An 18333-nucleotide genomic window follows, 5' to 3' on the forward strand; every position below is an offset into this window, starting at 1 on the left:
CAGAACGGTGGGGCACGTGAGGAAGGTAGCCTTTCCTCCGTGCCCCGTCTGTCTGAAGTAACCGCCGCGCTCGACGCCCTCTGGCCGCCCGAGCGGGCCGAGTCGTGGGACGCCGTCGGCACCGTCTGCGGCGACCCCGACGCCGAGGTCACCCGCGTGCTCTTCGCCGTCGACCCCGTCCAGGAGATCGCCGACGAGGCCGTCGCCCTCGGCGCCGACCTGATCGTCACCCACCACCCGCTCTACCTGCGCGGTACGACGACGGTCGCGGCCGGCCACTTCAAGGGCCGCGTCGTGCACGGACTCATCAAGCACGACATCGCCCTCCACGTCGCGCACACCAACGCCGACACCGCCGACCCCGGCGTCTCCGACGCCCTCGCCGGCGCCCTCGACCTCCGCGTCACCGGCCCCCTCGTGCCCGAGAACAACCTCGGCCGGATCTGCGAGCTGGACCGCCCCGAGACCCTCGCCGAGTTCGCCGCCCGCGCCGCCGCGCGACTGCCCGCCACCGCGCAGGGCATCAGGGTCGCCGGAGACCCCGGCATGACCGTGCGCCGCGTCGCCGTCAGCGGCGGCTCCGGTGACAGCCTCTTCGACGCCGTGCGGGCCGCGGGCGTGGACGTCTTCCTCACCGCCGACCTGCGCCACCACCCCGTCTCCGAGGCCACCCAGCACTCTCCCCTCGGGCTCGTCGACGCGGCCCACTGGGCCACCGAATGGCCCTGGTGCGAGCAGGCGGCCGCCCAGCTCGACGAGATTTCCGACCGTCACGGCTGGGACCTGCGCGTCCACGTCTCGAAGACGGTCACCGACCCCTGGTCCTTCCACCACACCTCCCCTGGAGCCCCCAACTGAACGCCGCGCCCGCCGACCAGATCCGCCTTCTCGACGTCCAGGCCCTGGACGTCCGCCTCCAGCAGCTCGCCCACAAGCGCGGCTCGCTGCCCGAGCACGCCGAGCTGGAGTCGCTCTCCAAGGACCTCACCCAGCTGCGCGACCTCCTCGTCGCCGCGCAGACCCAGGAGAGCGACTGCGGCCGCGAGCAGACCAAGGCCGAGCAGGACGTCGACCAGGTCCGCCAGCGCGCCACGCGCGACCAGCAGCGCCTCGACTCCGGCGCCGTCTCCTCCCCGAAGGACCTGGAGAACCTCCAGCGCGAGATCGTCTCGCTCGCCAAGCGCCAGGGCGACCTGGAGGAGATCGTCCTCGAGGTCATGGAGCGCCGCGAGGCCATCCAGGAGCGCCTGACCGAGCTGACCGAGCGGGTCTCCGCGGTCCAGGCCAAGACCGACGCCGCCACCGCCCGGCGCGACGCCGCCGAGGCGGAGCTCGACGCCGAGGAGGCCTCCGTGGCCAAGGAGCGCGAGCTGATCGCGGGCTCCGTCCCGGCCGACCTGCTCAAGCTGTACGAGAAGCTGCGCGAGCAGCAGGGCGGCGTCGGCGCGGCCCGGCTCTACCAGCGCAAGTGCGAGGGCTGCCACATCGAGCTCAACATCACCGAGCTGAACGACGTCCGTGCCGCCGCCCGTGACGCGGTCGTCCGCTGCGAGAACTGCCGCCGCATCCTCGTCCGCACCTCGGAGTCCGGTCTGTAATGTCCGTCCCTCCGTCTTCGCGAGAGCTGATCGTCGAGGCCGACGGGGGCTCCCGGGGGAATCCCGGGCCCGCCGGCTACGGGGCGGTCGTCCTGGACCCCGCCACGGGCGAGACGCTCGCGGAGGCGGCCGAGTACATCGGCGTGGCGACGAACAACGTCGCCGAGTACAAGGGCCTGGTGGCAGGCCTGAAAGCGGCCCGGGCGCTGTTCCCCGACGCCACCGTCCACGTCCGCATGGACTCCAAGCTGGTCGTCGAGCAGATGTCCGGCCGCTGGAAGATCAAGCACCCGGACATGAAGCCGCTCGCCGCCGAGGCCGGCCGGGTCTTCCCGGCGGGCCGGGTCCGCTACGAGTGGATCCCGCGCGAGCGCAACAAGCACGCGGACCGGCTCGCGAACGAGGCGATGGACGCGGGCAAGCTGGGCCGCCGGTGGGAGCCGTCCGCCTCGACGGCCGGCCTCGACGCCATGGCCGCCCGCAACGCCGCGACTCCGGCGGGTCCGCCGGGTGACGCGACGGCGGGCGCGGCCCGCGCGAGGGCGGCGCTGGGGGCACGGCCGTCCGCCGGGACCCGCACGAGCGTGCCGGGGACCGGAACGGCCGCCTGGCCGAGCACGGCGTCCCGACCGTCCGCCCCCGGCGACCTGCCGGACGAGGGCCTGTTCACGGAAGAGGCCCTCGGGGCCCCGGGCGACTTCGAGGCCACGGGCGATTTCGAGGCCGAGGCGGGCACGGGGGGCGCGACGCCCGCCGTTCCCGTGCAAGCGGCGACCGCCACTGTCCCCGCCGCCCCCCGGCAGGGCTGGACCGGGCCCGACATGGGCGCCCCCGCGACCTTCGTGCTGCTGCGGCACGGGGAGACCGCGCTCACGCCCGAGAAGCGTTTCTCGGGCAGCGGGGGCACCGACCCCGAGCTCTCGGCGGCCGGGCTGCGGCAGGCCGAGGCCGTCGCGGAGGCGCTGGCCGCGCGCGGCACGATCCAGGAGATCGTCAGCTCGCCGCTCACCCGCTGCCGGCAGACCGCCGCCGCCGTCGCCGCCCGCCTCGGACTCGACGTACGCGTCGATCAGGGGCTGCGCGAGACCGACTTCGGCGCCTGGGAGGGGCTGAGCTTCGGCGAGGTGCGGGAGCGGTACCCGGAGGACCTCGACGCCTGGCTGGCCTCGCCGAAGGCGGCGCCGACGGGCGGGGGAGAGAGCTTCGCCACCGTCGCCCGGCGCGTCGCCGCGACCCGGGACCGGCTGACCGCCGCCCACGCGGGCCGCACCGTCCTCCTCGTCACTCACGTCACGCCGATCAAGACCCTGGTCCGGCTCGCGCTCGGCGCCCCGCCGGAGTCCCTGTTCCGGATGGAGCTGTCGGCCGCGTCGATCTCGGCGGTGGCCTACTACGCCGACGGCAACGCGTCCGTACGACTCCTCAACGACACCTCGCACCTGAGGGCCTGAGAAGCTGAAGGTCTTCGGCCGGGGGACCTTTCACCCCGGCGGTCGTATGATCGCGCGACGTCGTCCGGAGAGCTGGGGGTGCGGCCGTGGAGACGGTGCTGTCGGGGAGAGGCACGCGCGCCAGGTTCGACGGCACACGCCTGAGGATCGTCCGGGACGGCACGACATGGACGGTGCCCGTCCAGGCGATCGCCTCCGTGGAGGAGTCGGCGGGCGGGGCGGTACGGGTCGTCCTCGCCGGGGATCCCTCCCGCGCCCGGCACGGACTCGGCGGCTCCGTCGCCCTGTCGGGACCGAACGCGCGCGCGGCCGGAGCCTTCGCGGGCCATGTCCGTACGGCGCTGGGGCGCGTCACCCCCGCCGCCGACGGGCACGCCCTGGTCACCGTCGTACGCCCGGAACCCGCCGGCGCGGGCGGCGGACTCGGGGGGACGGCGCGGCGCGCGGTCCGCGTCGGCGCGGCGCTCGCCGGCTACGCGACGCTCCTCGCGGTGATCGGTGTGACCGGCCCGCGCAGCACTGTGACAGCCGCCGTGTCCCTCTCCTTCGGCGGGCTGCTCGGCATCCTCGGCGGTGTCCCGCTCTGGCGGGTCGGCCGCCGTTTCCACGCCATGGCTGTCCTGCGGCGGCGAGGTATCGGCGTCGTCGCCCGGATCGACGGCCGCGTCAAGATCTGGTCGAAGGGAGCCTCGCTCTGGGAGTTCCCGTGCCTCTCGTACACGACCGTCGACGGCGAGAAGTACGCGCGGGTGCCGTCACGGGTCTCGATGTGGGCCTGGGGTGAAGTGCGTCCCACGGTGGAGATCCTCTACGACCCCGAGTTCCCGCGCCGCGCCGGTGTGCCCCCGACCGTCGGTTTCGCGCTGCGCAGCGTCGTCCTCGGCCTGCTCGGCCTGGTCCCCATGTTCCTCTTCGTCCTCGCGGTGCTCGCCAACACCCCGCTCCTGGACCTCTAGTCAGCGCAGCGCCGCCGCCTCGCGCGCCAGGGCCTCGACCCGTGCCCAGTCGCGGGCCGCGAGGGCGTCGGGCGGCAGCATCCACGTACCGCCGACGCAGCCGACGTTCGGAAGGGACAGATAGGCCGGGGCGGAGGCGAGGGAGACGCCGCCGGTCGGGCAGAAACGGGCCCGGGGGAGCGGCCCCGCGAGGGACTTCAGGTACGGGACGCCGCCCGCCGCCTCGGCCGGGAAGAACTTCATGGTGTCCACCCCCCGTTCGAGCAGCGCCACGACCTCCGAGGCCGTCGACACCCCCGGCAGGAACGGCACGCCCGAGTCCCGCATCGCGCCGAGCAGCCGCTCGGTCCACCCCGGGCTGACCAGGAACCGGGCACCGGCGCCGACCGCTTCCGCGACCCCGGCCGCCGACACGACCGTCCCCGCGCCGACGACCGCGTCCGGCACCTCGGCCGCGACCGCCCGGAGGGCGTCGAGCGCGGCCGAAGTGCGCAGGGTGATCTCGATGAGCGGCAGACCGCCCGCCACCAGTGCCCGCGCCAGGGGTACGGCGTCGGCGGCGTCCTCGATCACGACGACCGGGACGACGGGGACGGGAGCGGCTGCCGGGGCGAGGCCGGCAAGCTCGGCAAGGTCGAACACGCTCGTCATGGCCTCATCCTGGCCACAGTGAGCGAACTGCGCAACGAGCGTTGCGCAGGGCGCAACGGCACTCTAGTGGATCTCGTCCACCAGGACGTCCAGCGACCCCGCCTTCCCCGTCTCCTCCACCACGTATCCCAGGTCCCGCAGCGCCTCCACCAGCTCCCCGGTCGACCGAGGCCCCGCGCCCGCCTCCAGGAGGCTCCGCACGATCCGCCCCTTCGTCGCCTTGTTGAAGTGGCTGACCACCTTCCCGGTCGGCGCGTGCAGCACCCGCACCGTCGCCGTCCGCGCCGCCACCTCACCCTTCGGCTTCCACGCCGACGCGTACGCCGACGAGCGCAGGTCCAGGACCAGACCGTCCCCGGCCACCTCGGGAAGAACGGACGCCATCGCACCCCGCCAGTGCGCGCCGAGCGCGCCGAGCCCCGGCAGCTTCACCCCCATCGAGCAGCGGTACGACGGAATCCGGTCCGTCACCCGCACCGCGCCCCACAGCCCCGAGAACACGAGCAGCGACCGCCCCGCCCGCTTCCTGGCCGCCGCGTCCAGGGTCGCCAGACCCAGCGCGTCGTACAGCACGCCCGTGTAGACCTCGCCGGCCGGACGCGCGCCCGCCGTCCGCAGCTCCACGTTCTTCGCGACCTCGCCGCGCAGGCCCTCGCTCAGGCCAAGGACCTCGCGCGCCTTCTCCTCGTCGGCCGCGCACAGCTCGACCAGCTCGTCCAGGACCGCCGCCCGTGCCTCCGCGAGCCCCGGCAGGGACAGCGATTCCGGCTTGAGCGGCGCCCCGCGCCCCGAGGAGGCCTTGCCTTCGGAGGGCGGCAACAGCACGAGCACGGCGGTTCTCCTTCATACGTACGGGATCGGGGGTGCGGCCCCGCCCCTCAAGACTACAAAGCGCGAGCCCCCGCCCTTGCCGTACGGCCTTCGGGGTGCCGTCCCCGGCACCCCGCCATACGCTCGGTCCATGCCCCGCCGCCCCCTTCACGTGACCGGCGCAGCCGAGACGCCGCTGCGGGCCGCCCTGCGCGCGCTCCGTACCGAGCTCGCGATCCCCGACGACTTCCCGAGCGCCGTCCTCGCCGAGGCCGAGGCCGCCGCGAAGACCCCCCGGCTCCCCGCCCACGACGCCACCGACCTGCCGTTCTTCACCGTCGACCCGCCCGCCTCCACCGACCTCGACCAGGCCATGCACCTGGCCCGGCGGGCCGACGGCGGCTACCGCGTCCACTACGCCATCGCCGACGTCGCCGCCTTCGTCACCCCCGGCGGCGCGCTCGACGCCGAGGCCCACCGGCGCGTCCTCACCCTCTACTTCCCCGACGGCCGGATCCCGCTCCACCCGGCCGTCCTCTCCGAAGGGGCCGCCAGCCTCCTCCCCGGCGACCCCCGCCCCGCCCTGCTGTGGCGGATCGACCTCGACGCCGAGGGCCGCCGCGTCGCCACCGACGTCCGCCGCGCGATGGTCCGCAGCCGCGCCAAACTCGACTACGAGGAGGTGCAGCGGCAGATCGACACGGGGACGGCGGAGGAGCCCGTCGCCCTCCTCCGGGACATCGGCCGGCTCCGCGAGACCCTCGAAGCCGAACGCGGCGGGATCTCCCTCAACGTCCCCGAACAGGAGATCGTCGCGCACGGCCGGAGCTACTCCCTCGCCTACCGGGCCCCGCTCCCCGCCGACGGCTGGAACGCCCAGATCTCCCTGCTCACCGGCATGGCCGCCGCCGACCTCATGACCGCCGCCGGCACCGGCATCCTGCGCACCCTCCCCACCGCCCCCGACGGCGCCGTCGCCCGCCTGCGCCGCTCCGCACGGGCCCTCGGCGTCGACTGGCCGCACCACGTCTCGTACGCGGACGTCGTCCGCGCCACCGACCCCACGAACCCGCGCCACGCGGCCTTCCTCCAGGAGTGCACCACCCTGCTGCGCGGTGCCGGGTACACCGTCTTCACCGACGGCCTCGTCCCCACGCCGGCCGTGCACGCCGCCGTCGCGGACGAGTACACCCACTGCACCGCGCCGCTGCGGCGGCTCGTCGACCGGTACGCGGGCGAACTGTGCGTGGCGGCGGTGGCGGGCGACGAACCGCCCGAGTGGGTACGGGCCGCCCTGCCGACGCTCCCCGACGAGATGGCCATGGGCACCCGCCGCGCCAACACCGTCGAGCGCGAGAGCGTCGACATCGTCGAGGCGGCCCTGCTCGGCGAACGGGTCGGCGAGGTCTTCGACGCGTACGTCATCGACGTGAAGGAACGCGATCCGGCCGTCGGCACCGTCCACCTGGACGACCCGGCGGTCGTCGCCCGCGTCGCGGGCGGGGACCGCCCGCTGCCGCTGGGGGAGTGGCTCCGGGTCAGACTGACGGCGGCGGACCCGGGGACGGCGAAGGTACTGTTCGCGCCCGCGTGACGTCCGGCATGACGTCCGGCGTGACGTCCGGCGTGACGTCCTCCGCGAGGGCCCGCGTGAGCTGCTTGTACAGGGCGCGCGAATCGTCGGCGTGGACCCGGATCAGCCGTACGGGGCGGGGCGTCCCGCTCAGGAACCGCGGCACGTCGACCGGCTCGGCAAGCTCGATCGTGACGGAGGTCTGGGAGCCGACCGCGAGGTTCAGCTCGCCCTCGGCCTTCTCGTGGGTGAACAGCAGCTCCTGGCGGACCGCCGCGATCCGGCCGAGCGGCACGCGCACGTCGACGTGCGCGGCCTGCCGCAGCCGCAGGACGTCCCCGGTCAGGGTGTGCGGACGGCTCGCGGAAGCGGCGTGCAGCCCGAGGACGAAGAGCACGGTGTAGACGTCCAGGACGAGGACGACCGCGTGGACCAGGGGCCAGTCGGCGAGCAGGTACGACATGCCGACCGTCTCGACCAGACACACGAACGCGAAGCCGTACATCAGCGCCGCCTGGTCCCGCGCGTGCGGGAACACCCCGTCGGCGCCCTCCACCCCGTGCGGCCGCCGCGCCACCCAGCGCACCAGGCTCACCATGATCAGCAGCTCGTGCCCCATGATCCGCAGCACGGGCCCGGGCACCAGCTCGGCCAGGGCCTCCCGCCGCGAGAGCCCGCGCCGCCGCAGCCGCGCCCAGACGAGACCCCCGGCGGCGAGCAGCCCCAGGACGAGCAGCTCCCCGACGAGGAGCACGCCCCCGGGCATCCGTACCCCGGCGAGAAGACAGACGAAGAGCACGGCCTCGGCGGGCAGCGCGGCGTACGCGACACCGCGCAGCAGCCGCAGCCCCCGTCCGCGCGGCGGCCCGCCCGCCGCACCGGCCACCGGCGCCGGGCCCTGCCGTGATGTTCCGGTTCCGGTCATGCCCCCGCCTCCGACGAGTCGTCGTTCCGACGTGTCAGGACCAGCTCGATCGCCCGCCGTACCGCCGCCGACTGGGCGGGGGCCAGGTCGGCGAAGAAGGCGTCGGCGATGCCGCCGGAGCCCTCGGGAGGCAGCTCCACGGCCAGCCCGTCCGGCAGGACGGCGGCCAGGGCGCGGGCGGCCCCGTCCACCCGAGGGTCGTCCGGCTCCGCGTCGGCGAGGGCGTCGAGGAGCCCGTACACCTCCCGGGCGCTGCCGGCCGCCCCGTGCATGAGGCTCATCAGCTCGGCCCGCTCGGTCTCGGGGACGACGGTGTCGAGCAGGGCCAGGATCTCCCGGTCCTTCGCCGCCATCGGGGACTCCGGCAGCTCGCCCAGGCCCGCGAGCAGCGCCGTGAGTTCAGGGGACACGGGCCCGTCGGCGGGCAGGCGCCCGGCCCGCGCCTCGGTGAGGAGCGGGGCGAGTCGTTCCCTGCGCTCCCGGACCACCGCCTCCTGCCGGGCCAGGTCCTCGTCCAGCTCCTCCAGGACCTCCACGAGCCCCCGCCCCTCGTCGTCCGCGAGCACACCGCGTACCTCGTCGAGCCCCAGCCCCAACTCGGTCAGCCGCCGGATCCGGGCGAGCAGCACGGCGTCCCGGACCCCGTACTCGCGGTACCCGTTGGCCCGCCGCGCGGGCTCGGGCAGCAGCCCCGCCTGGTGGTAGTGCCGCACGGCCCGGGGAGTGACCCCGACCAGGGCGGCGATCTCGCCGATACGCATGCGCCCAGTAGAAACCCTGACGCTGCGGCAAGGTCAAGCATGGTCCGCCGTCCCCTCCGGATCATGTGCCACGACCGGTGGGGGAGATCGTCGTGACGCCGCCGCCGGACGGGGACCACGAGAAGTACATCAGCCGCGTCCTGCGGCAGCTCGTCAGGAGATCGCCGGTCGACATGGACGCCTCGGGGACCAAGGGCCTCAAGGCGGCCGGCACCGCTGTGGAGCGGCTCAGGAACCACCTCATCCCGGACCTCACGTTCGCCCCCCTCGGCTTCGACCTGGAGACGGCCGAGTTCCTCTGAGGGCGGCTGCCTCCGAATCGGCGGGTAGCATGGTCGGCACGGCAGACGAGCCGGGCGGACGGCCGCGTGGAGATCTTCGGATCTTCCCGAGGAACGTCCGGGCTCCACAGAGCAGGGTGGTGGCTAACGGCCACCCGGGGTGACCCGCGGGACAGTGCCACAGAAAACAGACCGCCGGGGATCTCGGTCCTCGGTAAGGGTGAAACGGTGGTGTAAGAGACCACCAGCGCCTGAGGTGACTCAGGCGGCTAGGTAAACCCCACTCGGAGCAAGGTCAAGAAGGGACACCTCGGTGTCCCTGCGCGGACGTTCGAGGGCTGCTCGCCCGAGTTCGCGGGTAGACCGCAGGAGGCCGGTGGCAACGCCGGTCCTAGATGGATGGCCGTCGCCCCGACGACCGCGAGGTCCCGGGGCACAGAACCCGGCGTACAGCCCGACTCGTCTGCCGGCCCACGCGGAAGGGCCCCTGATCAGGTGCATACCTGGTCAGGGGCCCTTTTCTCGTGGTCGTCAGGGGCGTCGTACCTCGAAGTGGAAGCAGCCGTACTCGACCGCCCGGACGTGGACCAGGGCCACGGCCGGGTCGGTGAAGGCCTCGGTGAGAGCGGCGTCCAGTCCCTCGTCGGGCGCCTCCGGGAGTTCCAGGAGGCGGCCTCCGACGATGTGGCCCGCCGCGTCGTAGCGGCGGAGGGTCCGGAGCGCCCCGGGGCGGGTGAAGGGGTACGCCTCCGAGGGGGCGGGGTCGCCGCAGTCCTCCGCGTGGATGAAGACGGGACCCTGTTCGTCGTACGCGCCCGGCTCGGCCCCGGTCTCGGCGGCCCAGCGGCGCAGCGGGGCGTACGAGACCAGCGCGATCCGCTCGCCGGGGGCGGAGGGGCGCAGGCAGCAGCGGAGCGGGTCGCCGCCGTCGGTGGCCGTCCGCGGCACACAGGGGCGCCCGGCGTCGTCGGAGGCGCGCAGCTCGGCCAGCGCCGAGGGAGCGATGGGGCGGGCGAGGTGCGCGGTGGTGAGGTGGGTGGCTTCGGTGCTCATGGGGCCAGGCTCGCGCGGGAGCCGCCGCTGCGCTGGCGCAATTCGGACGGCGTGCCGGCCCGGGCACTACCGGCCGTCCAGCCACTCCGCGCGCGTACGCCCGCCCCGCCCCGGCCCGTCATCCCGCCCCGCCCGTCATCCCGTGCCCAGCCGCCCTGTCCGGTCTTCTCCGTCCGGTGCGGGCGCCGCACCGGCCTTCAACAGCCGCTCCGCCAGCGCACGGCAGCGGCCGGCGAGTTCCGGCGGGTCGAGCGGCTCGAAGTCGTGCCCGAGGAGGAGTACGTGCAGGATCAGCGCGTCGAGGCCGGCGGCGCCGCTGAGCACCTCGCAGCGGTCGTCCCCCCGTGGCCGTACGACCGCCGCCGACGCCGGGACCTGCGCGCGGACCGTGTCGGCCGGCGCGTGCACGAGGAACCGGGCCTGGTGGGGGTAGACCCGGCCGGTCACCCCCTCCTGCACGTATGTCGCCGCGTCGGGTGCCTCACGCGGGCGGAACCGCCAGGTCCTGGCGGACACCTCCGTCATCCTGTCGACGCGGAAGCTGCGCCAGTCGGCACGGTCCAGGTCGTACGCGAGGAGGTACCAGCGGCGGTCGGAGGCGACCAGGCGGTAGGGCTCGACCCGCCGACGGCGCACCTCGTCACCGGACGGGTAGTCGAAGCCCGCCTCGACCTCGTCGCGGCAGGCTCCGGCGAGGGCGGTGAGCACCTCGGGGTCGACCGGCTCACGGCCCCTGCCGAAGAACTCCACCGAGCCGGAGAGGGCGCGCACCTCGTGCCGCAGCCGCGTGGGCAGCACCCGGTCGAGCTTCGTCAGCGCCCGGAGCGCCGCGTCGCCGGGTCCCGCGGCCGCGCCGGCGAGCAGTGAGACCGCGGTGGCGATGGCCTCCTCGTCGTCGAGGAGCAGCGGCGGCAGGTCACGCCCGGGGCCGAGCCGGTAGCCGCCGCCGACGCCCTGGCCCGCGTGCACCGGGTAGCCGAGCGAGCGGAGCCGTTCGACGTCACGCCGGACCGTGCGCGTCGTCACCCCGAGCCGGTCGGCGAGTTCGGGGCCGCTCCAGGTGTGGCGCTGCTGCAGCAGGCCGAGCAGGGTCAGCACCCGTTCCGTGGTGCCCCGTTCGGCGCCGGTCGATGCGATCACGGAGCCACCCTGGCACGCCCTTGCACGCCCCTGGGGCATGGCGGACCGATTCTGTCCGCCATGGGTGTCAGGGTGGACTCACAGGACGAGGAACCCCCGTAACGAACGGAGCGGCACGATGAGCCGTCACTTCCAGGTCACCTTCGACGCCCACGACCCGCGCGCGCTGTCGTCCTTCTGGCGCGACGCACTGGACTACGTCCACCCCGGCCCGCCCGGGGTCGAGCTGCCCGAGGGCGCCGACCCGCTGGCCGCGTGGGACGACTTCCTCGCGCGGATCGGCGTACCGGAGGAGCAGCGCAACACGAGGTCCGCCATCGAGGACCCGGACGGGCAGGGCCCGCGGGTGTTCTTCCAGCAGGTGCCGGAGGACAAGGCGGCCAAGAACCGCGTCCACCTCGACGTCCGCGTCGCGCCCGGACTCGAGGGCGACGAGCGGATGGCGGCCCTGGAGGCCGAGTGCGACCGGCTCGTCGCCCTCGGCGCGAAGCGGGTGCGCCGCTTCGAGCCCGAGCCCCCGATGAGCACCGGCTGGATCGTGATGACCGATCCCGAGGGCAACGAGTTCTGTCTCGACTGACGCCCTGCCCCCGGACGGGCCCGGGCGGCCCCGGGCGTCCCGACTCAGCGGCAGAGTGCCTTGTCCACGACCGCCTCGACGCGCCTCGTGCCCGCGATCTCGACCGGGATGCTCGTCACCGCGATGTTGACGGCGCGGCCGTCGTCCGTGGCGCCGCCCCGGGTCTCGTACCCCACGATGTCCCCGCCGTGGCCCCAGTAGACGCCGCCGCACGTCAGCGGCCGGCTCATGAGCCCCAGACCGTAGCCGGCGCCGGTGTTCCCGACCGGGACCGTGGTGCGCATCTGGGCGAGCTGGGCGGCCGGGAGGAGTTCTCCGTCGAGGAGCGCGGTGAAGAAGCGGTTGACGTCGGAGTTGGTGGAGATCATCTGCCCGGCCGCCCCGCCCGCCGAGGGGTCGATCTCGGTGAAGTCGCGCAGCGGCTCATCCGCCGTGAGCCGGTGGTAGCCGCGGGGGTGGGGCTCCCGGATGGTCTTGTCGCCGGGCGCGGGGAAGTAGGTGTGGCGCAGGCCCAGGGGCCGGACGATCCGCCGGTCGATCTCCTCGGCGAGCGGGCGGCCAGTGACCTTCTGGGCGATCAGACCGGCCAAGATGTAGTTGGTGTTGCTGTACGACCACTTCTTCCCCGGGGCGAACTCGGCCTTGTGCCGGAGGGCGATGTCGACCAGGTCGCGGGGCTCGAAGTACCGGTGCGCCATCTCGTCGTCGCTGATGTGCGTCCCGTACTCCGGAAGTCCGCTGGTGTGCTGGAGGAGCTGACGGACCGTGATGTGGCGTCCGTCGATGCCGTTCCCGCGGACGAGGCCCGGCAGGTAGGTGTCGACGTCGGCGTCGAGGTCGACCTTCCCCTCGCCGACCAGCTGCAGGACGACGACCGCGGTGAACGTCTTGGTGTTGCTGCCGATCCGTACCTGGCCGTCCCTCGGCACCTTCGCCCCGGTGGCCAGGTCGCCGACCCCCGCGGTGTACGTACGGCTGCGGCCCGCACGGTCCTGGACGGTCGCGAGCGCGGCGGGCTGCCCGTCGCGCACCAGCGCCTCCAGGCCCTGCTGCACGGTGTCCGGCCGCGCGGCGGCGAAGGCCGTCGGCGGCGCCAGGGCACCCGTGGCCACGACGGCGAGGGCCACCGCGGCCGCGGCCGCCAGGGCTCCGCGCCGGCGGCGCTCGGAGGGTCGGGGACGGTGGGCTGTCTGCTCACGCATGGACGGTCAACTCCCGTGTGATCGTGGTCGTTCGTGCCCTTCGACCGGGCAGGACACGATCATGGGTTCCGGGGGCTCCGGCGCGCATCGCGGGAAAGCGGGAGAAGGTGCTCCCCCGATCGGGGGAGGCCGGGCGCGGGCCGCCCGTCCATACTGGCTGATCATGATCAAGGCAATGCGGCCGCTGCTGCGGCGCTCCACCTACTCGGGTGCGCTGTTCGGCTACGGCGCCGTCCTGGCGAGCCTTCCCCTGCTGTCCTTCGCGCTGCTCCCGGCGCTCGCGTGGCGGTCCGCTCCCGAGGGCGTGCAGATCGGCCTGGCCGTGCTCGTCTGGGCGGTGCTGATCGGCCTGGTCGGCCTCGCCCGCACCACCCGGCGGGTGCTGGTCCTGTCCGCCCGGCGGCTGCTGAAGGTGCCGCTGCCCGACGCCGACGCCGTACGGGCCGCCGGATCCCGCGCCGGCCGCTGGCGGACTCCGCTCTGGCTGCTGCTGCACGTGGCGGTCGGCTGGACGGGTGCGCTGGCGAGCGGTCTGCTGCTCTTCGTGGGCCTGACCCTGCCGGGAGGATGGCTAGACGCCGAGCTGGGCCTGAGTCTTTTCGGCCGGTCGGTACGGGTGGAGGGCGGCTGGCAGAGCTGGGCGGCCGGGCTCGGCTGCCTGCTCCTCGCGGGGGCCGTCTGCGTCCTGGTGACGAGGACCCTGCGGTGGTCGGCGCCCAGGCTGCTCGGGCCGTCCACGGCCGAGCGGCTCGCGTCGGCGGCCGAGCGGGAACTGCGCCTGGCCGAACGCAACCGGCTCGCACACGAGCTGCACGACTCCATCGGGCACACGCTGACGACGACCACGATCCAGGCGGCGGTCGCCGGCGAGGTGCTCGCCGCCGATCCGGTGGCGGCCAGGGCGGCCCTGCGCAGCATCGAGGAGTCGGCCAGGGCCGCCCTGGAGGACCTGGACTACGTGCTCGGCGTCCTGCGGGAACGGGAGGCCGAGACGGCGCCGACCCGCACCCTGGCCGATCTGCCCGAGCTGTTCGACCGGGTACGGCACACGGGCGCGGTGGTGGAGCCGGACCTCTCGGGGGACCTGACCCACGTACAGGGGACGCTGTCCCGGGCCGCGTACAGGATCCTGCAGGAGGGGCTGACCAACGCGATGCGGCACGGAGGGGGCGGGCCCATCGCGGTCCGCGTGCGGGCCGGGGCGGAGGTACTGGAGCTCGGCGTGGTCAACGGGACGGCGGACGAGGGCAAGGGACCCCGTGCCTTCCCGTCGTCCGGGCACGGCCTCTCCGGTCTCGCCGAACGGGTACGGCTCCTGAACGGGGACATCGAGTCCGGCCCGGACGGGCCGCGGCACTGGCGCCTGTCGGTCCGGCTTCCCGTACGGCCGTCGGCATGAGCGGGGCGAGCGCGGCACCCGTCACCCTCCTGATCGCGGACGACGATGAGGTGACCCGCAGCGGCCTGCGCACCCTGCTCGCGGCGCAGCCGGGGATCGCCGTGGTCGGGGAGGCCGCCGACGGCGTCGAGGTCGTCGAACAGGCGCGGCTGCTGCGGCCCGACGTGATCCTGATGGACGTGCGGATGCCGCGCCGCAACGGGATCGAGGCCACCCGGCACCTCCTCGCGGAACCGGCCGGATCCGGTGCCGCCGGGGCGGCCGGGTCGTCCCGCGCGTCCGACCCGCCGAAGGTCGTCGTGATCACCACCTTCGAGAACGACGACTACGTGACGGCCGCGCTCGGCGCCGGCGCCAGCGGGTTCGTGCTGAAGAGGCTGCCGGTCCGGCAGATCGCGGAGGCGGTACGGATCGTGGCGGCGGGGGAGGCGATCCTCTTTCCCGCGACGCTGCGCCGGATGGTCGCCGCCCGCCCCAGGGACTCCGCCGACGCGCTGCCGAGGGCGGCGCTCACGGGGCGGGAGGAGGAGGTCCTGCGGCTGATGGCCACCGGCCTGTCGAATCCGGAGATCGCCCAGACCCTCACCGTCAGCCTGGAGACGGTGAAGACGCACGTCGGGAACGTGCTGACCAAGCTCGGCGCCCAGAACCGGACCCACGCGGTGGTCATCGCGTACGAGTCCGGTCTGGTCGTGCCGGGGTTCGCCGGCTGAGTCCCCGTATCCGTCCGAGGGTCAGTCGAGGACCTCGATCGTCCACTGCGGGTCCCGGTCGTCCGTACGGACGAAGATCCGCTTGGGGAGCAGGGAGCGGTCCTCGAAGAGGTCGCGGCCGAGGGCCAGGCCGTGCTGGTCGATCGTGTACGTCCCGGTGCGGAGGTCGGCGAGCGAGGTGACCGTGGCGGCGCCGTCGTCGTCGACGCGCTGGATCCGCCAGACGGAGGCGGGGGAGTCGTCGCCGCGGACGCCCACCGGGGCGCGGTCGGTGCCCTCCGCGACGATGGTCTCCTCGGTGCCCTTGGCGGTGAAGCGGAAGCCCTGGCCCTCCCGGGTGACCACCCACTCCGCCGAGTGCCCCTGGTCCACGAGGAAGCCGACCAGGGCTCCGTCCTCGACTCCGACCGGGGCCCCCTTCGCGTACAGCTTGACGACCTTGCCGGTGTCTGACATCTGTCCTCCTGGGCTGATTGCGGCAGTTGGGGCGATAGTGCCCGGTCGGGCCTGGGTGGGGCCAGCGAACACGCAGGTCATAGGCTGCGCGGTGCTGGGAAGTCGTCAGGGAGGGGAAGGTTCCGCACGTCGTGGAGCACGATCGGACGCAGGGTCGGGAGCAGGGCCGGACGCAAGGCCGGACGCAGGGTCAGGAGCAGGGGCGGGAGCAGAGGCGGCGCGACTGGGGGCCGATCGGCCCGGCCGGCGTGTCCCCGGACAAGCGGGCGGCGGCCTCGAAGCCGGCCGGGGAACGGTGGTGGCGGCGGCCGGGGTTCGTCGTCCTCTTTCTGGTCCTCGTACCCCCGGCCGGCATGGTGCTCGCCTGGCGGACCCGGTGGACGCCGGGCCGGAAGGTGGTCGCGACCGTCCTGTCGGGGGTGTGGTTCGTGGCGGTGGGGACGAGCGAGCCGTCGACGGAGGAGCCCGCGACGGCCGCCGCCGGGTCCCGGGTGACCGCGTCTCCGACCGCCCGTGCCCCGGACGGCCGGTACACCCCGCCCACCCCCACGCCGCGCCCGACGGTGCGGCGGGTCGTGGCCGACTACACGGGCCAGAACCTGGAGACGGCGACGAGGGCCGCGTACGAGGCGGGCTTCAGGACGCGGTCGCACGACGCGACCGAGGACGACAAGATGCAGCTCGTGGACGGCAACTGGAAGGTCTGCTTCCAGGAGCCGGCGGCCGGGGAGACGGTCGTGGCGGAGGAAGGGCGGCGGAGCAGGATCGAGTTCGCGGTCGTCGAGAAGAGCAGCCCCTGCCCGGCGCGGGACGGCGAGGCCGTGGTGTTCCCCAAGATGCCGGACGTGGTCGGCAAGACCTTCGCGAACGGTTCGGCGGTGCTCCGGAAGCTGGGCCTCACCCGGATCACCGGCACCAGCGTGTACACGGACGTCGACCTGGCGGCCGGTCACGACGACTGGCGGATCTGCTTCCAGGACCCGGAGGCGGGCGAGGACGTCGAACGGCCGGAGCACCTGTCCGTACGGCTCTCCCTCGCGCGGCCGGGGCTCGCCTGTCCGAGCGAGGAGTACGCCCGGCTGAACCCGGACCCCGACCCGGACCGGCACGGCTCCGGAACGGGCACGGGATCGGGTTCCGACTCCGGCTCCGGCTCCGGTGGCGGCCTCGCGTACTACAAGAACTGCGACGCCGTCCGCGCGGCCGGCAGGGCCCCCATCTACCGGGGCCAGCCCGGCTACCGCTCGGGCCTCGACCGCGACGGCGACGGCAAGGCCTGCGACTGGTCATGACGGTCGGGCGGGCGGACGTGCCGGACGACGTGAGCGGCGCTCGGCCGCGTGGCGGGCCCGTGCTCGTCCAGGTGGCCCAGCCCGGCCGCTGACACGCGGGCGCGTACGGCCAGGTTCCCCGGGCGGGCCGGGCCGCCGGGTGTACGGGTGGGGCATGACGATTCCTGTGAACCAGCTCAGCGACCCCGCCGTGCGCGCCTTCGTCACGGCCCTCAACGCGAACGACGAGGAGGCCTTCCGGGCGGCTCTCGTGCCCGGCGCGACCATGTCCGACGACGGGTCCGAGCGGGACGTGGAGCAGTGGACGGAGAAGGAGGTCTTCGCCTCGCGCGGGCACATGGAGATCGAGTCCGAGAAGGGCGACGGGCGCGATCTCGTCGCCCGCTACCGCAACGACACCTGGGGCGAGATGCGGACCCGCTGGCGCTTCACCGTCGAGGACGGCAGGATCGCCCGCTTCGAGACCGGACAGGCCTGACGCCCGGCCCGTCGGACGGGGGTCCTAGGGTCTTTCGTTCGGATCGGGCCGGATCAGGGGGCGGGGTCTGGTGTCGTGCGTCGCAAGGCGGAGGAGGGCGCCATGGCGGCGCCATGGCAACCGACGACAACGCGGCGAGGCGCGGTGCCAGGGCCCGCGAGCCCGGCACGATCCAAACGAGAGGCCCTAGCCCCGGCCGATGTACGGCATCGTCGTCGCCATGACCGTGGCGAACTGGACGTTCGCCGCCAGCGGCAGGGACGCCATGTGCACCACCGTCGCCGCCACGTCCGCCGCGTCCATCACCGGCTCCGCCGCCAGTTCGCCATTGGCCTGCAGGATGCCGGTCTGCATGCGGGCCGTCATCTCGGTCGCCGCGTTGCCGATGTCGAGCTGGCCGCAGGCGATGCGGTACGGGCGGCCGTCGAGCGACAGGGACTTCGTCAGGCCCGTCATCGCGTGCTTCGTCGCCGTGTACGCGATCGAGTGCGGGCGCGGTACGTGGGCGGAGATGGAGCCGTTGTTGATGATCCGGCCGCCCTGCGGGTCCTGCTCCTTCATGGCCCGGAAGGCCGCCTGGGCACAGAGGAACGCGCCCGTCAGGTTGACGTCGACGACCGCCCGCCAGGTGTCCGGGTCCAGGTCCTCGACGGGGACGCCGCCGCCGGCGAACGTACCGGCGTTGTTGAAGAGCAGGTCGACGCGGCCGTAGCGGTCCCGTACCGCCGTGAAGAGGGCCGCCACCTCCTGCGCCGAGGTCACGTCCGTGGGGACCGCCAGGAAGTCGCCGGCCGGGAGGGCCGCCGCCGTCTCCTCCAGGGCCCGCGCCCTGCGCCCCGCCAGGGCCACCGACCAGCCCGCCTCCGCGAGGGCCAGTGCCACGCTCCGGCCGATGCCCGATCCCGCTCCCGTCACCACTGCGATGCTCATGGGCGCGCAGCGTACGCGAGACGTGTGCCCCATGAACTCATTGTCCCGACACGTGGATGTTCTGTACCCGACAACGTGAGGTCG

Annotated in this window: 19 protein-coding genes, 1 other RNA gene and 1 pseudogene; 12 read left to right on the forward strand and 9 right to left on the reverse strand. The window is 74.1% G+C overall.

The window, feature by feature from the left end:
• Window positions 1-39: 39 nt before the first annotated feature.
• The 4 genes from IO20_RS0100765 (at window position 40) to IO20_RS0100780 (ending at window position 4005) form a co-directional block, all read left to right on the forward strand.
• Entirely contained in the window at window positions 40-858 is an 819-nt protein-coding gene (locus IO20_RS0100765) for a Nif3-like dinuclear metal center hexameric protein (RefSeq protein WP_030208021.1), read from the forward strand.
• Complete coding sequence (locus IO20_RS0100770; protein WP_211270337.1) at window positions 855-1598, forward strand: zinc ribbon domain-containing protein; 744 nt, start codon at window positions 855-857, stop codon at window positions 1596-1598. Before IO20_RS0100765 ends, IO20_RS0100770 begins: the two co-directional genes overlap by 4 nt.
• The gene (locus IO20_RS0100775; protein WP_030547725.1) at window positions 1598-3049 is read left to right on the forward strand and encodes a bifunctional RNase H/acid phosphatase; all 1452 of its coding nucleotides are present in this window, start codon (window positions 1598-1600) and stop codon (window positions 3047-3049) included. Before IO20_RS0100770 ends, IO20_RS0100775 begins: the two co-directional genes overlap by 1 nt.
• 86 nt (window positions 3050-3135) lie before the next feature.
• On the forward strand, window positions 3136-4005 hold the full coding sequence (locus IO20_RS0100780; RefSeq protein WP_030547723.1) for a DUF3592 domain-containing protein: 870 nt from the start codon (window positions 3136-3138) through the stop codon (window positions 4003-4005).
• Here IO20_RS0100780 and eda read toward each other — a convergent pair whose 3' ends face one another.
• Window positions 4006-4656, reverse strand: coding sequence for a bifunctional 4-hydroxy-2-oxoglutarate aldolase/2-dehydro-3-deoxy-phosphogluconate aldolase (eda, locus tag IO20_RS0100785; RefSeq protein WP_030547721.1), 651 nt, complete (start codon window positions 4654-4656; stop codon window positions 4006-4008). It abuts the gene before it with no gap.
• A gap of 63 nt (window positions 4657-4719) precedes the next feature.
• Complete coding sequence (gene yaaA / locus IO20_RS0100790) at window positions 4720-5487, reverse strand: peroxide stress protein YaaA (protein ID WP_030547719.1); 768 nt, start codon at window positions 5485-5487, stop codon at window positions 4720-4722.
• A 130-nt stretch (window positions 5488-5617) separates the two neighbouring features.
• Between yaaA and IO20_RS0100795 the strand changes: the two genes are divergently transcribed.
• Complete coding sequence (locus IO20_RS0100795; RefSeq protein WP_030547717.1) at window positions 5618-7060, forward strand: RNB domain-containing ribonuclease; 1443 nt, start codon at window positions 5618-5620, stop codon at window positions 7058-7060.
• Here the strand turns inward: IO20_RS0100795 and IO20_RS0100800 are convergent.
• A complete protein-coding gene (locus IO20_RS0100800; protein ID WP_245684840.1) occupies window positions 7005-7964 on the reverse strand; it encodes a hypothetical protein in 960 nt (319 codons plus the stop codon). The genes IO20_RS0100795 and IO20_RS0100800 overlap by 56 nt on opposite strands.
• Window positions 7961-8725 carry a MerR family transcriptional regulator gene (locus IO20_RS0100805; protein WP_030547713.1) on the reverse strand — a complete coding sequence of 255 codons (765 nt, stop codon included), beginning with the start codon at window positions 8723-8725 and terminating at the stop codon, window positions 7961-7963. The genes IO20_RS0100800 and IO20_RS0100805 overlap by 4 nt, the downstream gene beginning before the upstream one ends.
• Before the next feature lie 80 nt (window positions 8726-8805).
• Here IO20_RS0100805 and IO20_RS40905 point away from each other — a divergent pair.
• Window positions 8806-8991, forward strand: a pseudogene (locus IO20_RS40905) (Uma2 family endonuclease); the annotation flags it as partial.
• Window positions 8992-9073: 82 nt separating this feature from the next.
• Window positions 9074-9472, forward strand: an RNA gene (gene rnpB, locus IO20_RS37415) — RNase P RNA component class A.
• A gap of 65 nt (window positions 9473-9537) precedes the next feature.
• Here the strand turns inward: rnpB and IO20_RS0100815 are convergent.
• Both IO20_RS0100815 and IO20_RS0100820 read right to left on the reverse strand, forming a co-directional pair.
• Window positions 9538-10059, reverse strand: coding sequence for a DUF1203 domain-containing protein (locus tag IO20_RS0100815; RefSeq protein WP_030547709.1), 522 nt, complete (start codon window positions 10057-10059; stop codon window positions 9538-9540).
• 135 nt (window positions 10060-10194) lie between these two features.
• Window positions 10195-11199: a helix-turn-helix transcriptional regulator gene (locus tag IO20_RS0100820; RefSeq protein ID WP_245684841.1), complete on the reverse strand. Its 1005-nt coding sequence runs from the start codon at window positions 11197-11199 to the stop codon at window positions 10195-10197.
• A gap of 118 nt (window positions 11200-11317) precedes the next feature.
• Between IO20_RS0100820 and IO20_RS0100825 the strand changes: the two genes are divergently transcribed.
• Window positions 11318-11779 carry a VOC family protein gene (locus IO20_RS0100825; RefSeq protein ID WP_030547699.1) on the forward strand — a complete coding sequence of 154 codons (462 nt, stop codon included), beginning with the start codon at window positions 11318-11320 and terminating at the stop codon, window positions 11777-11779.
• Between the two features lie 44 nt (window positions 11780-11823).
• Here the strand turns inward: IO20_RS0100825 and IO20_RS0100830 are convergent, their stop codons facing one another.
• Window positions 11824-12981, reverse strand: a complete 1158-nt coding sequence (locus tag IO20_RS0100830) for a serine hydrolase domain-containing protein (RefSeq protein ID WP_078945883.1) — start codon at window positions 12979-12981, stop codon at window positions 11824-11826.
• A 163-nt stretch (window positions 12982-13144) separates the two neighbouring features.
• Between IO20_RS0100830 and IO20_RS0100835 the strand changes: the two genes are divergently transcribed.
• A complete protein-coding gene (locus IO20_RS0100835; RefSeq protein WP_030547695.1) occupies window positions 13145-14380 on the forward strand; it encodes a sensor histidine kinase in 1236 nt (411 codons plus the stop codon).
• A complete protein-coding gene (locus IO20_RS0100840; protein ID WP_030547693.1) occupies window positions 14377-15093 on the forward strand; it encodes a response regulator in 717 nt (238 codons plus the stop codon). Before IO20_RS0100835 ends, IO20_RS0100840 begins: the two co-directional genes overlap by 4 nt.
• A gap of 21 nt (window positions 15094-15114) precedes the next feature.
• Here the strand turns inward: IO20_RS0100840 and IO20_RS0100845 are convergent, their stop codons facing one another.
• Window positions 15115-15549: an RICIN domain-containing protein gene (locus tag IO20_RS0100845; RefSeq protein WP_030547691.1), complete on the reverse strand. Its 435-nt coding sequence runs from the start codon at window positions 15547-15549 to the stop codon at window positions 15115-15117.
• A 131-nt stretch (window positions 15550-15680) separates the two neighbouring features.
• Here IO20_RS0100845 and IO20_RS41130 point away from each other — a divergent pair, with 131 nt between their 5' ends.
• On the forward strand, window positions 15681-16841 hold the full coding sequence (locus IO20_RS41130) for an excalibur calcium-binding domain-containing protein (RefSeq protein WP_051874321.1): 1161 nt from the start codon (window positions 15681-15683) through the stop codon (window positions 16839-16841).
• Window positions 16842-16995: 154 nt separating this feature from the next.
• A complete protein-coding gene (locus IO20_RS0100855) occupies window positions 16996-17319 on the forward strand; it encodes a nuclear transport factor 2 family protein (RefSeq protein ID WP_030208062.1) in 324 nt (107 codons plus the stop codon).
• Window positions 17320-17505: 186 nt separating this feature from the next.
• Here the strand turns inward: IO20_RS0100855 and IO20_RS0100860 are convergent, their stop codons facing one another.
• On the reverse strand, window positions 17506-18282 hold the full coding sequence (locus IO20_RS0100860; RefSeq protein ID WP_051874320.1) for an SDR family oxidoreductase: 777 nt from the start codon (window positions 18280-18282) through the stop codon (window positions 17506-17508).
• Between the last annotated feature and the right edge of the window lie 51 nt (window positions 18283-18333).

Origin of the sequence: Streptomyces exfoliatus, assembly GCF_000725545.1 — a bacterium.
Taxonomy (GTDB): Bacteria; Actinomycetota; Actinomycetes; order Streptomycetales; family Streptomycetaceae; genus Streptomyces; species Streptomyces exfoliatus.